We start from the raw sequence: 14,570 nt of genomic DNA, 5'->3' as shown, positions 1-14,570 counted from the left end.
ACTCCTGAATTACGCTCTCTGCAATTCCGGCCACTTACCGTTGACCTTTTTGTCGGAGCGACGCCGGAGGATATCCGCCAAGTATTCCGCAGGATGAATTCATATACGGTGCCTCTAAACCCGCAAGAAAAGCGACACGCTACACATCAAGGCGAACTCAAGTGGTTCATAGTCGAGATGACTGAGCGATATGCGGATGCGCTGAAACAGCTCGGGGTATTCAAAGAAAAGCAATTGAGCCGGATGGCAGACGCATCGCTGCTTTCAGACATCTTTTACACATTCCTGGCAGGCATTAGGAGTGCTTCGGACACGAGTCTAGATAAGTTTTATACCGATCACGAAGCCGCGTTTCCAGAGGCGAAACAATTTGCGACCAGACTCACCGATGCGATGAATCTCATCGTGGGCTGGCCTGAGATTCGCGAATCATCGCTGATGAAGTCATACAATTTCTACAGTCTCCTTCTAGCGGTTACTCACGCCCAAAACCCACTAGCTTCTCTGGACACTGACTATCCTCGGCTAGCTCGTCTTCAGATAGACCGTGGCTTTGCTTTGCCCAACCTGACCGCGTTGTCTTCAGCTCTTGATGAACCGGCAGCTTTTCCTGCGTTCGCTCACTATGTGGCTGCCTGTGCCAAGGCGACTAATCGGATTGAACAGCGTCGTATACGCTTCACATGGTTATCAAAAGCCCTGGAACCCGCTCTGCTTCCTTGATCTGCCACGTCAACAATGAATCGCTGCAAGAATCTACTTAAGCTTCGATCGACCTTCGTCGCAAGACTTGAGCGACTTGAGCGGAGACTTTCTGTTACACAAGTACTTCCTCCGCACGAGCGCGACCCCATTGTGGCTTTTGTCACGATTGAAACCTTGAACGCTTGGGCGCAGTTCTCAAAAGCTTTCTATCTTTCTTGCGTCATAAATGCGAAGACGGAAAGTCGAATAACTATCTCCGTTGCGCCTTCGGGCATGTCGACCAACGATGCTATCAGAAAAGCGATTGTGAGATTCAATAGATATGCAACGCCGAACAGCGCCGGTGAATGGTCTCGGCGGGATGAACCACCTTGGCATGACCCTAACGTGCTTCTGGAAGTGTGTCGAATTACGAACTGTTCACAGTACGGACAGATGCAGGCGGCCTTTTCTATGGGACAGCGTGTCTTCGTTGACCTTCCAGTTTTCAGAAACTTCTACGGCCACCGGAATCGTCTGAGTGCTGAAGCCGCGCAAAGGATCGGTTCCCTCTATCTCTTGTCCACCGCTCTCCGCACCTCTGAGATGCTTCTAAAATCAAAGCCAGCCGCTTCGGTCTCCGTTTTGTTGGAGTGGATAGCAGAGCTGAAAGTCACATCTGAATTTATCTGTGGATGAAGCCTCAGAGCAATTTTGAAATTCAATACCGCTGGGACCGGTTGGGCCTTGGGTATTGACTCTCATGGACGCCGTATACAGCACCCCAAACTGCTTCGAACCTCTATGGCATCCTGCCGATGCCGCAACCTACCTCGGAATCCATGAAAAGACCGTCATCAAAATGGCTCGGCTCTCACAGCTTCCCGCCCTCCGTCTCGGCAAACACTGGCGGTTCCGCGCCGTCGACTTGACCGCATGGGCCGCGCAGCAAGTAAAATCAAGCTGCCAGCCCGTCGAGTGATGGAGATCAAATGTCCACCACTCGTTACCAAGAAGGATCGATCGAACGTGTACCACGCGCCAAAGGCCACCTTGATGTTTGGGTATACCGCTGGCGTGAGTTGCAGGCAGACGGAAGCCGAGTCCAGCGCAAAAAGACCATCGGAGATGTAGAACAATTCCCCACGAAGGCCGCTGTAAAACGGGAGGTTGAGAACCTTCGCTCCGAAATCAATGCGCGGCAGGATAGGGTTCGCGATGAGCCCGCTGCAACGCTACTATCTCTCCTGCTATTTCGAAACGGGCTTCCTCGGCACGATGCACCAGAGCAGCGAGTATCAGCTTGTGACGGTAGCCGACCGCCAGCATCACGTCCGGCCTGTTACCGAGGCCGATGTGCAGCCAGGTTCCACGCCACAGCCGATCGGCAAGCCGATTCCACTTGCACTCTCCCCGGCTGCTCGTGCCGCAGGGGTTGTTTTTCTATATCGGGGAGCGAAGGTCGGTTACATGAATCAGCCCCTTCACGACTACCTGCGGCGCTTCGTTTACGACGGAGATACATTCGCGGCCATCTTCCGTCTTCCCCTCTTATCAGGGCTTGTCGCCTTTTTTTTCCAGCTCCCGTTCGCCGTCCGTAGAGATATTCAACGGCTCAAAGAGATGAAGTACGGGCGGCTCTTGAAAGGGCCGGTCTTGGTCTCTCCGAACGGCTTCAATAAAGCCGTCCGAGGCGATGGCGTCGGGTTCAAAACCACCGAGTCGAAACACCTCATGCGTATCCCGCAACGCGCCGAAGGACAGCACATCGAGATCATGGGCGATACTGGCGCGGGCAAGTCGAGACTGGTTATGCAGCTCCTCGTACAGATTAAGGAACGCGGCCATTCTGCCATCGTGTATGACCCTGCCTGCGAGTTCGTGCAGCGATTCTATGACCCCAGTCGCGGCGACATCATTTTGAATCCTCTCGATGCACGCTGCCCCTATTGGGGGCCATCGGAGGAGTTGCGCCGCCGCGCCGAAGCCAGGGCCATTGCCGCGTCCTTGTACCAACCGACAACGGACAAGAAAGGCGAATTTTTCACTGAGACCCCGCAGAAAATCTTCGCCCATCTGCTGACCTTCGGCCCATCGCCGCAGGAGTTGGTGGAGTGGATGGCGAACCCCGACGAGATCGACCGCCGCGTCCAGAACACGGAGATGGCGATGATGATTGCGAAGGGAGCGCAGCAGCAGCGCAACGGCGTCCTGGCCTCACTCGGTTTGATCGCCGATAGCCTGCGAATGCTTCCGCGGAAAGAGAAGGCCGCGAGTCATTGGACTGCGACCGAATGGGCGGAAGAACGCAAAGGATGGATCTTCCTTACATCGAAGCCAAGCGAACGCGAGGCCCTGCGTCCGCTTCACAGCCTATGGATCGACCTGCTCGTATTGCGTCTCTTGAACGAGCCGAAAGAGAGCCAGCATCCCGTCTGGTTCGTGCTGGACGAGCTGGCAAGTCTGCAACGTCTCCCGCAACTTCATACCGCGATCACCGAAAACAGAAAGGCGAAAAACCCTCTTATCCTTGGCTTCCAAGGCAAGGCACAGCTTGAGATGATTTACGGTCATCTCGCTGAGGTCATGCTGTCACAGCCAGCCACCAAGATATTCCTGAAAATCACGGAGCCCAAGGCCGCCGAGTGGGTGTCAAACGCCATTGGCAAGGTTGAGATCGAGCGGCTGCGGGAGACGCACTCCACTGGGCTGCGGGCGGGCAATAATTTCAGCATCGAGCGCCAGGTCGAACCCTTGGTACTGGACTCGGAAATCTCCGGACTCCCTGACAGGCACGCTTTCTTAAAGCTGGGAAACATGGTCGCCAGATTCTCATTTGCTTATCACGACATCCCGGCCACCCAGCCCGCGTTCGTGCCGTGTCCGCTGGACGACGATGACCTTACCTTCGACCCAAAAACCCTCACGAAGAAGTCGCCGAAGTCGGCTGGCATATCGGCAACCACCGTTCACGGCGATAGCGAAGACGAGCCGGTCGAGACAGGATTCTCGTTGGGAGATTAACTATGTTGACGATCTCCAAACCGCTCTCCGCATCGCAGGCGCAGACATACCACGCCAGGGAGTTCACGTCTGCCGAACAGAACTATTGGAAGCAAGACGACCGGACTTTGGGCGAGTGGCATGGCAAGCTGGCTAAAAAATTTGACCTCGCAGGTGCCGTGAGCGAGGAACACTTTGCGCGGCTCGCGGACGGCCAACACCCTCATACCGCCGAGCAGCTTGTGCGTCATCGCGTCGTCCAGGAGTACGAAGGCGCGGACGGGAAGACAGTCGCGCCGGTAGAACATCGTGCCGGTTGGGACGCCACATTCTCCGCGCCCAAGTCGGTTTCACTCACCGCACTCGTCGGTGGGGATGACCGGGTGAGGGACGCACACCGGGAAGCGGTGAACGTCGCTTTGAGCGAGTTGGAGAGGTACACGCAAGCCCGCATCGGCGGCAACCACGCCGCCGAAACCACCGGCGAGTTCATCGCCGCGAAGTTCGAGCATGACACCGCGCGCCCCGTGGACGGCTACGCCGCGCCGCAACTCCACACCCACGCCGTCATCTTCAATGTCGCCGTGCGTGAGAACGGACAGACGCGGGCCTTGCAGGAGCGCGGCCTGTTCGAGTCACAGCAGTTTGCCACTGCCGTATATCAATCGGAACTGACCTATCGCCTCCGCAATCTCGGCTACGAAATTGAACCGGGACGTAGTGGCGCACCGGAGATCAAAGGCTACTCACAGGAGTACCTTGACGCCTCCAGCCCGCGCAGCCAGCAGATACGCGAGCATCTGGAAAAGACCGGCTATCAGGGACCGGAGGCGGCGCAGATCGCCGCGCACTCTACCCGTGACCGCAAGGAGATTCATTCGCCCGCTGAGGTACTGGCCGCTCATCGGCAGATCGCCGCCGAGTTCGGTAACCAGGCCGACAAAGTTGTAACGGACGCACGGAGGCGTAGCCAGGAATATGCGCCCGAGCATGACCGGGAGAGTTCGCAACAGGTGGCGCGGCAGGCTGTCACCTATGCCCGCGACCGCAGCTTTGAGCGCGAGGCCGTCACCGACGAACGCGAGCTTTACCGCGATGCCTTGCGACGCGGTATGAGTGAAACAACGTACTCGGAAGTGCGCGCTAGGTTCGAGGAGCGTGTCGCAGCCGGGGAGTTCCAGCTTGTACCCGGACAGAAGCACGACTCAGGCCGGAGCTTCACGACCGCCGAAACGATCCGCGCCGAGAAAGAAATCCTGCGCCGGATGCAACAGGGGCAGGGGCGCGCCGAGCAGATCATGCCTATACAAGCTGCCGTCGCCCATACCGAAAAGCTGCAGCATCTCAATGCCGGACAGCGGTCTGCCGCCGAGGAGATTCTGACCTCTCGCGATGTCGTGCAAGGGCTGGAGGGACGGGCAGGTGTCGGGAAAACAACCCTTTTGAAATCGGTGCGTGAAGCAGCCGAAAAACGCGGCTATCTCGTCGAAGGCTTCGCCCCGACCTCCCGCGCCGCGAACCAGCTCCGTGACGCCGGTATCTCTGCCGACACCCTACAGGGCTTCCTCGTCCGTCGCGGCCAGCCCGACCCCGACCGTCATCTCTACATGCTCGATGAATCCAGTCTCGCCAGCACCAAACAGGTGCGTGACTTCCTCGCCAAACTCGAATCCAGCGACCGCGTGTTGTTCATCGGGGACACCCGCCAGCATCAGGGCGTCGAAGCGGGCAAACCCTTCGAGCAGTTGGTCAATGCCGGGATGAAGACCACCCAGCTTGACCAGATCGTGCGTCAACGAGCAGCCCCGGAGCTGCTGAAAGCGGTCGAGCATCTGTCGCGCGGCGAAGTCGCAGAGGGTGTCACCCTGTTAGAACAACAGGGGCGCGTTACGGAGATTGCCGATGCGCAGCAGCGTACCGCGGCGATTGCACGAAGCTACTCTGCCAATCCGGACAACACCATCGTCGTCTCTCCCGATAACGCCTCGCGTCGTCAGATCAATCAGGTCGTGCGTTCCGAATTGCAAGCCCTTGGCACGGTCGCCTCGGAGGACCACGTGATGCGCATACTCGCTCCCCGTTCTGATATGACGGGAGCCGACCGCACCTGGGCCGCTCGCTATGCCGTGGATGACGTACTCTACTATCCGCGCGGCAGTCAGGACATCGGTATTGAAAAACAAAGCTATACAAAGGTCATAGCTACCCACCCCAAAGACAATCTGCTGACCGTTCAGAAAGGAGACGGAACAATGGCCACTTACAATCCTGCACGCTTATACGGCGTGACCGTCTACCGCGAGTGGGAACGGGAGTTTGCCGTTGGCGACCGTTTGAGCTTTACCGCGCCGTCCAAAGAGTTAGGCGTTGCCAACCGCGACCTCGGCACCGTGCAACGCATCGACAAAGACGGCCAACTCTCCGTAAAGATGGACAACGGCAAAGCGGTTAGCTTCGATGCTAACCAGATGCGGCACTTCGATCACGGCTACGCCGTGACTAGCCACAGTTCGCAAGGACTCACCGCGGAGCGCGTCTTGGTGAACATTGATAGCCATGTTCACTCAGATCTCATCAATACACGCTTTGCTTATGTCGCAGTATCGAGGGCTTCTATGGACGCTCAGATTTACACGAATGACGCGGCCACTCTCACACGTAACCTGAGCCATGATGTCAGCAAGACTTCAGCGCTCGATTTGGGCATGAATTAAGGGCTCCGCTGTTGTCGGACTTGAATACATGCCATGATCAGAGCGGCACTACCACTTGGAGCCGGAGATAGGTGCAGGTCGGCTCTTCTGTCTCTACTCCAGGGCAATCTTTGATTGCAGATCAATGGCCTGTGGCAAGAGCTGCGCAGTTAGGTAGGATACAATTCTCCGAAACGCATCGCTTGCGGATCCCGGATTCCGGACCAGAACACGATGGCTTTTCCAAGCCTGCTGCACAACGACGAGTAACGCCTCATCTAGTTCGGTCTTGCGCCGGTTCCGCTTGTCGATTTCGGGCAGGACTCCCGCCAACCTTGCAAGGCCGAAAGCAAACATATCCGCTGCCGCGACCGAACCTATGAACCTGGCAAAAGGCGCACTGAAATCAGCGTCCTTGAGCCATCTGTCACACCACTCTTCCAGCTCTGGGCGAAGGATGGCCAAGGCTCCCGCTAGTTCAGCGGCAGCGGCTCGGGAGGGATGGCCGCTAATCCCAAGAAGATCGCGATACAGTTGCTCCAGGTAATAACGGAGCCCAACTTTGTCGTAGTCCCATCGCGGGGATGTCGAGGCAAACTTTATCAAAGCTCGCCACCGATCCGCCAATTCGGTGTCCGACGAGCATAGGCCCGGCGCGTATCTCAGGAAAGCCTGCAGAAAATCGGAAATCCAGTAGTGGGCACCTGCGCCGAGAGACATGATGGGCTCTGCGACTGTTTGCAGAGCGTCAGCTCTTGGCAGGGTGGCATAGTAGATAGCCGCCACCGGCATCATCCAATCGTCGAATTGATACTGATTCTGAAATTCTGCAGTATCGGCCTGCGGCGAGTTCGGAAGAACACTCAGTTCCAGATCCAAGAGAAGCTGAAAATACTTTCTAAGCTGTGGAGCATCGTCTGAACGAAGGCCTTCGAACAGGCAAAGGAAACCAAAGCCATGACACAGTACCTCGGTATCCATGTAGGTTTCGTGTCGGTGCAGCCGCTCTCGATTGCCGATCATAGAGGAGTTTGCAGCCAATAGCCCAACCCGCTGCTCATGCCATTCCCAGTTCGGAGTACCGACTAGGGTCTTTCTGGCGAAACGATTGTTCAAGCTGAGCAAAAACTCAGCGGTATATTCCCGAGACTTGAAATAGCCGCGGAGGAATCTTCTTGTCATAAGGTCTTGATATCGTTGAAGCCCACGTACGTCGTTTCGATGACTCAATGCGGATGCGGGCCCTCGAACGACTGCCCAGAGAAACAGAGAGGTGGAAAGCTCATAGAAGCGAATCTCGCTGATCGAGCGATAAGCATACGCCTTTCGCAGGATCTTTTCTGTCGTTTCATAGCGATAACCGAATACACTCCGCAACAGGACCCGCCAGAGCTCTGGAGTTCCTTTCTTTTCTTTGATGAGGTGTAAAGCGGCCTCGCCTAAAAAGAGATCAGCGTCATCCGTGACCGAGTTCGGAGAATCAAAATCATCTGAGATCACTTCTTCTGCAGCGGCTTGCAGCAAATTGGTGATGCAGAAGGATTCGATGTCGGGATGATGGGCCATAAAGTCACCGGTTGCAGTTATCAATAACGCAATCCCCGCCGCAACGGCATCTGGCCGGTAGATCTCAAAGGTACCGTCTCGCATCTCGGAACCCATGATCTTTTGCAACTGTGCGTAAGTGGCAAGTGCTTCGTCGGGAGAGATGTGCTCCCCTTGGTCGATTGCTTTCCTTGCCCGTCCGATCAGACCGAACGCTGTGAGACTTAGTTCGGGACGTTTCCTCTCACTATCGAGACGTTGTTGTAGCGCCTTGCTCAATACCAATTCCACTTCCACCTGGCCATTACCCAGATTGCGGGTAACGTAGTTGCTCTTCGTAAACTGAGCAAACAGGTACTCTGTTGTGGACGGCCAAGACCCGTCTTCTCCCTTGAATTCTTCGGCCTCTTTTTCCCAAGCTTCGCGGAATCTCTCGATGTGAGGAGCTAGGGTAGGGTGGAATATCAGGCACCTGCGGGCGACTTCCATCAGACTGTAGCGGCGATGCGGCATTTCGTACCACGCACGAACTTCATCGCTTATCTTCTTACCGTAACGCCCCCAGGTGATCCCAAACATGAAGGACCAGCTTGTGTTCATAACGGCTGATCGTTGCGTCATGAAGAGATCCACATTTGAAAAAAGAGGCAGCAGTGGCCCTTCAAATAAAACAAGGCTATATAGACCAATTTCTACGAGCAGACCGAGAATGGCGGCAGACTTCGATTCCGTAAGGAGCTGATGCAGTTCCTTTGAGATGTCCTCTTTCTTGTCGAGGCGCTCATAAAACCATTTTTCTATTGCCATCAGAGCACTTTCAACGACGACGGAACGGTCACTCATGTAACTGTGCCAGTTGTACACGTTGCCGTCTCCGATGAACTCTTTTTCGAATCCATTGAACAGAATTCTGTAGGCTGGTTTGTCCGAAGTCCTAGAAAAGGCCTGATAACCCTGCAACCACCTGTCCGTAGCGAAGTCTACTAAGCGAATAATTGTCTTAAGAGCGAAAGTCGGAGAGGTTCTGAGGAAAATCAACCATGGGCCGGTGAAATACATCGCCGGCAGATGGTTGTGCCAGAAGGCGAAGCCACCCTCATCGAGTCTGAGCGAACTATTGTAGTCATCTTCGTCTTGTGGTTCCTCGATGCAAACAGCCAGGACAACTTCTTGCGCAATCGCAGGCCTAGAGCGCATGAGAGGTTGTAATGCATCGGTCTTAAGAACCGCGTCTCGAAAGTGTTCGTCCACGCGACGCTTCGGTCCATCAGGCCAAGGTTTGCGCCTCCGTCCGAACATACGTCTTGAGAGCCCCGTCGAATAGACGAGCTTGGTGGTTTTTTGTTCTGCTTCGATGACGGGCTTCCGCTCTGCAAAGATCAAAGCAAGGTTGTCGATTTCGTCTGGTAGTTCCTGAGCCGCACGCAGTAAAGACTCGAAGACGACTTGGGAGACTCCGTGGCCGTAAGAGTATCGTCCGTCCTCCGTTGCATTTTTGTTTGCTTGCTTGCCCAGACTCAGGGCAATTCGTGAAACCAGCGTACGGCGACCGAAGCCTGGCGGTACCGTGCGGAGATAAAACGCACACAGCTCACCAGCCTCTTCGACGCAATACCGCGCAACCTCTTCATGTTTCAGCGACAGAGCTTGCAACAATCCGTCCCAATAGGCGGAAATCGGAAAGCGCATCAGAATTGAGACAGCATCACCGAACTCGTCTCCAAAGTCCTTATTGGAAGGCAACTCAATCGTACCAACAACTAGAATTCGCTTCAGCAATCGCTTGAGCCGGGCTCCTTCGTTGGCGATCAATGAAGGCCATACTCTTGTCAGCAGTTCAAGTGAGTTGGTAGCGAGCAGGAGGCTATCGGAGAACACGTCTGCCGCAATCTGGTTGTCACTGTCACCTGAACCAAACGCTCCGAACTCCTTTTCCCATTCCGAAAGGCCTTCATTCTGTTCAAGGAGCGACTGCGAATAGAGTCGAATGGCTCGCATCCATCGCGGGCTTTTAACGTATTCCAGTATCTTTGTCGGGCGGTCAGATCCGTGTCCTTTTAGGGAGTGATAGCGTGCCCAATCGCCCACTACCTCGTGGCTGAAGCGGACTCCATGCGAATTGGTGGTGGCCAGAGATCTTACTTTAGAATCTGCAAGCACGCCTTTGACTTCGAAGGGGATTCTGGCCATCGGAATCACCGGGCCGTATAGTGCGTCTTGCTCGCCGAGCAGTTGTATTAGGCCTGCCCGCTGATACTGCAAAGAATCTGTTCCTGACCAGGATGTCCAGATCCAATCAATGATTTCGGTTTCTCCGATCCACCCTTTGGTCGGAGCTGTCGATTGGACCGCGGTGACTTTCAGAACTTGGTCGAGCGTCGCAAGATTGGTCAGAACTCGTCGCAGCTCAGGCCGTACTAAAAGCGCAAGGGCAGCGGAGTCTAGAGCGACCGCTGCGAAGACGTTTTCGAATGGAGCTCCAGTAAATAGCAACTCTTGGACTCCCTGCGTATTCCATGAAGACACTTCCAAGCGAATTCGCGCCCAATGCGATGGTTGGGTTGTAAGCAGCACTCTATATTCGATATTGGGAGCGATCGTTAGAGCAGTCGCTATCTCAGATACACGTTGCAACGCCAACGGAGAGAATTGTTCGGCGGCATCCAAGATGAGCAAAACCGGTTTCGTGGAGTGTGCGATCAGCGCCGGAAGGTGCTCTTCTATCCCTAATGACGCCGCGACAAGGTTCTGATTCGGTTTGTCGATTTCGTCTTGAGACAGCCAGATGAGATTCACATCCTCAAGCCGAGGTGTCACATAAGACTTCAGCAGAGACGACTTTCCGGTTCCAGAATCCCCAACGATAGCTAAGACGTGTCCAGCTTTAGCATTCGCAAGCAGCTCAACATCGGCTTCCGAGAAGGAGACTGAAGTGTCGGCTCCCGCGACAGAATGAACGGATTCGCAGTTTGACCGTGAGTTTAGATTCGTGCCTTGCCAAGACGCCCTGAAGTTTGGGTGGTCCTTCAGTTGATATTTACTTCGCAGATCGTTGAGCAGTTCTGCAACAGTGATCGTTCCGCCTGACATCCGAAGTTTCGAAGCGATACTCAGGAGGTCCTTCCAAAGATCTTTGCCGATGGCGGGTTTCTCGAATTTGAGGAGTGATGTACATTCTTTCGCGGCAGTGACATCAATTGATCCGCTCAAGTGACGTACGCGCAGCCTTTTTAGCAATCGAGCAACGTCGATGTCAGGGGATTGTTTCTGTGTCGCACCGAGGCTCTTGAAAATCTTGCGTTCTATGCCAGAAGAGCTGCCGGTAGACGTGAGCTGATCGGCGAGATGCTGTGGATCGCCGTCGATAATGCGGCGCTCGATATCCTCCCACGCAATCGAAGGGGCATCGGCGAGATGACCAACCGCAAGCGCCATAAAATCACGTTGCGGATCAAAGGGGCCTCCTTTAAACCATTGTGCCCAAGAGTCGGCTACAAATTCGCTCTTGAATCCACCTTTTGTCAGATAAGCGGCACTCTTCACCGAGACTGAACAGTAGAGGGGGCCAGCATCGTTTCGAAGTTCGAGGAGCTGATCGTCCAGAACCCACCCGCTCGCTGCGACCTGGAAACTCAATCGCTGAATTTGAGCCCCTTTGATGTTCAATGGTTCAGCACCATCCAACATCCTTATTAAGAACTGGCCGGCAACCTTGTCTTCAAAACCGAATCCATAGCCGCCCGTGGATTTGATCTTCGCGAGCTTCTTTGCAGCGCTTTTCGCTGGCTTCTTGGCGGCAATAGACTTCGACGGCGAAGCGTTAACTAAAGAGCGCTTAGCAGCGCCTGTTTTTGGGCGAACACTACTCTTCGTTCTACTCTTCGGTTGAGGCGGTTTCTTGGGAGGAGTTTTATCCATATCGTTCTCATCGGCTAGGCAAATCAATTATCTCGGAGAATCCTCGTCGGTTGCCATATATCATGGAACTCGCTTGGCCTAGAAAATATCCGGGTAGCGTGCGGTGAGATGGGACGGCACTAGACAAGCGATACGAACGCTATGCTCACGCATCACGCCCTAGACGCCTTCAGCTTTTCCTCAAAATCGATCTGGTCCCAGAAAGTCATCATCTTGAACCCCTGAGATTCTGCTTCCTTGACGAGTACATTGAACTGCTTGGCGGCATCGTCCATGCCCTCAAAGTCCTGATCGAACAAGATGTTCGGCTCACCCTGCGGACCGGCGAATTTGCCATTCTCAACTCCATTACCCGCGCCTTCGAGTTCCAACACTTGGAATACGGCAGCGGTTGAGTTGAAATCAGCGGATGTAAGCACAATCGAGCGATACAACGCGCCAGGAGTGGCCGGATCGCCCTTCCAAAGGGTCGCAAGCCCACGATTGAAGATGTATCTCGAATATGCCTTCCGCTCGTCTGCCATGTCATTCCTCTCTGATACCCAGCAATGGTAATGCCTATGCATCAGCATAGATAAATAACTCATGCCGCCACGTTCTAACTATCGAGTCGTTGGATCATCAATAGAACCGCGCGCCGTAATTTGCACGCGTTCGCTCGTGCTTTTCAACACAACGATCTGTTCAGCATCCGACAAAATCACGATGTTCGCATTGTGAGTCACCATGATGATCTGTCGGCGTTCCTTTGCTTAGTGCCGAAGCAAGTATGCCACGAAGCACTTCGTTAGAGCGCGACTGACATTCCCAGATCACAAGAACCTTCCAGCCAGCCACTTTCAACGAAGTAATGTTGCGAGTATCCCGTTCCGTGGTACCTTGACGCTTTTTTGCCCAAAATTCTGACCTCGTCTTAGGAACCACGCTGCCCCACCTGCAGTCGTGACAGTGCCAGAAGCAACCATGAACAAAAATCACGGTTCGGTGTTTCGCCAAGACGATATCTGGCTTTCCGGGCAGGTCTTTCCGATGAAGTCGAAACCTAAATCCCATTGAGTGAAGCGCCGATCGCACCCGCATTTCGGGCTTGGTATTGGCACCCTTGATTGCCGCCATATTTCGGCTGCGCTGCTCCTGGGTATGAATATCCATTAGTGTTTGATGGATTGATTGCAGTAAGGGTGAGCGAGCTGGCAGTTGCTTTCGGTGCCTTTGCCCCCATCCCGAACCGGCGTTATGTGGTCGTATGAAACGGATTTTTGCGGATCGAGATAACCACCGCAAATTGGGCAATGTAACGCGGCTGCCAAAGCTTCGCGGATAAGGACGGCGCTGCGTGTTTCCGGTGTGAATTTGCTGGATTTCGTCTGTTCCTCGCCAACAAATATTTTCCCTTCAAGGCCTGCACTGTTTACCAGACCTTGCTCCGTGATCGTATTGCCTGCATTGATCGAATCAATCATTGAAGTTAACAGACTGGCGATCATGTCGTTTCGGCCCGCACTTCGAGTGTTCTGAATGATGGCGGCGATTAGACGCTTATGCTGAAGCAGGGCAACTTCGAGATCTTTCCTAACCTTGGTGAACTTCGGAAAGAAGCTTGGATCATTGTTGACCAGCTTTCGCGCAAATAGTGTCGATATCCCCATAAACAGCGAGGTAAAGTGTGTCCCCGTGGGGCCATAGAAATATACTGCTGGATGCAATCCCAAGCTGCCTTTGTCGTCTCCAGTAATTCGTTCAGCGAGGCGCAGTGCTTTGTCCAGGACGCTGATAGTCTCATCGCCTGTTTCGTCTTCGTCCTGATCCTCAACTCTTTCTGGTTCCCCCAATTGGTTGCGACTTGCAACCATAACGAAATCGACGAGCAATTTTAGTGCGGAACGAACGCCAGCCCCTCCACCTAGAGGAAGGTCGAGCGTTTTAACAGGGGATGTAAGGTCTGGTTCAAATAAAACTTCATATAACTTGCTGGCTTTTGCTTCGATCTGCTTCCTTTTGTCGTCACTAAAGGCCGACCAATATTTATGCCCCATGCCAGCCCGAATAATCGATCTTGCGGCTATAGCGGCGGGCCGTTTGCGATTGCGGATGAGCAGTATTTCGATCTCATCTAAGGGCGTTCCTTTCGTATTGATCTTGAGAAATGAGGCCTGAGCGCGTTCCGCATTGCCTGTGACCCACTGAATGGGAATCGTAGTAGTCCGGACACTAGCCACACGCCGCCGGTCTGCTGGTGGCAAATCCTGCTGGATACCTTCCTTTTTTATCCAATCATTGTAGGAACCGATGGACTTCTCTACCAGCCGTCGCGTTTCCTTGGCTGCCTTAAGCTGGTTTTCGTTTATGTTGAAACCGAAGAATGCCTGCGAGGTTGCTTTATCGCCGTAATCATCTTCAATCCAGGCTCGCAGTACGCTGAGGCGATGCCCCCCATCGATTACGAAGATGGAGCCCTGAGCCTGCCAGAGGATGACCGAAGGAATCAGGTCCTCATCAACGAAAGACTGAATCAAAAGCACCGTTTGTTCGGGTGTCCAGTGGTTTGTTTCTCGCTGAAAATCCGGCTTGCGAAGGAGCGGGAGAAGGCCGTCAGGTCGCAGATCACGAGTGCCGATACTATCGACCTTTTTCGTCGGCATTTCAGGAGCATCCTCGAGAATTGCGAAATCGGCACGAGGGATCATTGCATCCAAATTTACGAGTTTACGGCCAGCCATCTATCTC

9 protein-coding genes are annotated in these 14,570 nt (G+C 54.2%); 5 read left to right on the top strand and 4 right to left on the bottom strand.

Annotated elements, in window-relative coordinates:
• Window positions 1-93 precede the first annotated feature (93 nt).
• From GSQ82_RS06765 to mobF, 5 genes are all read left to right on the top strand, one after another.
• Complete coding sequence (locus GSQ82_RS06765) at window positions 94-723, top strand: hypothetical protein (RefSeq protein ID WP_158791520.1); 630 nt, start codon at window positions 94-96, stop codon at window positions 721-723.
• Window positions 724-855: 132 nt separating this feature from the next.
• Window positions 856-1,383 carry a hypothetical protein gene (locus GSQ82_RS06760; RefSeq protein ID WP_158791518.1) on the top strand — a complete coding sequence of 176 codons (528 nt, stop codon included), beginning with the start codon at window positions 856-858 and terminating at the stop codon, window positions 1,381-1,383.
• Window positions 1,384-1,447: 64 nt separating this feature from the next.
• Window positions 1,448-1,666, top strand: coding sequence for a helix-turn-helix domain-containing protein (locus GSQ82_RS06755; protein WP_158791516.1), 219 nt, complete (start codon window positions 1,448-1,450; stop codon window positions 1,664-1,666).
• Window positions 1,667-1,902: 236 nt separating this feature from the next.
• Window positions 1,903-3,708, top strand: a complete 1,806-nt coding sequence (locus tag GSQ82_RS06750) for a type IV secretion system DNA-binding domain-containing protein (protein WP_254061473.1) — start codon at window positions 1,903-1,905, stop codon at window positions 3,706-3,708.
• Between the two features lie 2 nt (window positions 3,709-3,710).
• Complete coding sequence (mobF, locus tag GSQ82_RS06745; RefSeq protein WP_158791512.1) at window positions 3,711-6,401, top strand: MobF family relaxase; 2,691 nt, start codon at window positions 3,711-3,713, stop codon at window positions 6,399-6,401.
• 93 nt (window positions 6,402-6,494) lie between these two features.
• Here the strand turns inward: mobF and GSQ82_RS06740 are convergent, their stop codons facing one another.
• The 4 genes from GSQ82_RS06740 to GSQ82_RS06725 all read right to left on the bottom strand — a co-directional run bounded on the left by GSQ82_RS06740 (window position 6,495) and on the right by GSQ82_RS06725 (window position 14,563).
• A complete protein-coding gene (locus GSQ82_RS06740) occupies window positions 6,495-11,843 on the bottom strand; it encodes a hypothetical protein (RefSeq protein ID WP_158791510.1) in 5,349 nt (1,782 codons plus the stop codon).
• Window positions 11,844-11,995: 152 nt separating this feature from the next.
• Window positions 11,996-12,367 (bottom strand): hypothetical protein, encoded by a 372-nt coding sequence (locus GSQ82_RS06735; RefSeq protein WP_158791508.1) that lies wholly within the window; start codon window positions 12,365-12,367, stop codon window positions 11,996-11,998.
• Between the two features lie 160 nt (window positions 12,368-12,527).
• Entirely contained in the window at window positions 12,528-12,995 is a 468-nt protein-coding gene (locus GSQ82_RS25600; protein ID WP_158791506.1) for a very short patch repair endonuclease, read from the bottom strand.
• Window positions 12,995-14,563, bottom strand: a complete 1,569-nt coding sequence (locus GSQ82_RS06725) for a DUF262 domain-containing protein (RefSeq protein ID WP_158791504.1) — start codon at window positions 14,561-14,563, stop codon at window positions 12,995-12,997. The genes GSQ82_RS25600 and GSQ82_RS06725 overlap by 1 nt, the downstream gene beginning before the upstream one ends.
• Window positions 14,564-14,570: the final 7 nt, after the last annotated feature.

Origin of the sequence: Granulicella sp. L60, assembly GCF_009765825.1 — a bacterium.
Taxonomy (GTDB): Bacteria; Acidobacteriota; Terriglobia; order Terriglobales; family Acidobacteriaceae; genus Edaphobacter.
The sequence above is the reverse complement of the archived record's forward strand: the minus strand, read 5'-3'. Positions and strand labels throughout refer to the sequence as shown.

Coding starts and splice junctions, on each gene's coding strand:
- mobF (WP_158791512.1), top strand. CDS start 3,711: ATGTTGACGATCTCCAAACCGCTCTCCGCATCGCAGGCGCAGACATAC.
- GSQ82_RS06740 (WP_158791510.1), bottom strand. CDS start 11,843: ATGGATAAAACTCCTCCCAAGAAACCGCCTCAACCGAAGAGTAGAACG.
- GSQ82_RS06725 (WP_158791504.1), bottom strand. CDS start 14,563: ATGGCTGGCCGTAAACTCGTAAATTTGGATGCAATGATCCCTCGTGCC.
- GSQ82_RS25600 (WP_158791506.1), bottom strand. CDS start 12,995: ATGGATATTCATACCCAGGAGCAGCGCAGCCGAAATATGGCGGCAATC.
- GSQ82_RS06765 (WP_158791520.1), top strand. CDS start 94: ATGAATTCATATACGGTGCCTCTAAACCCGCAAGAAAAGCGACACGCT.
- GSQ82_RS06755 (WP_158791516.1), top strand. CDS start 1,448: ATGGACGCCGTATACAGCACCCCAAACTGCTTCGAACCTCTATGGCAT.
- GSQ82_RS06750 (WP_254061473.1), top strand. CDS start 1,903: ATGAGCCCGCTGCAACGCTACTATCTCTCCTGCTATTTCGAAACGGGC.
- GSQ82_RS06735 (WP_158791508.1), bottom strand. CDS start 12,367: ATGGCAGACGAGCGGAAGGCATATTCGAGATACATCTTCAATCGTGGG.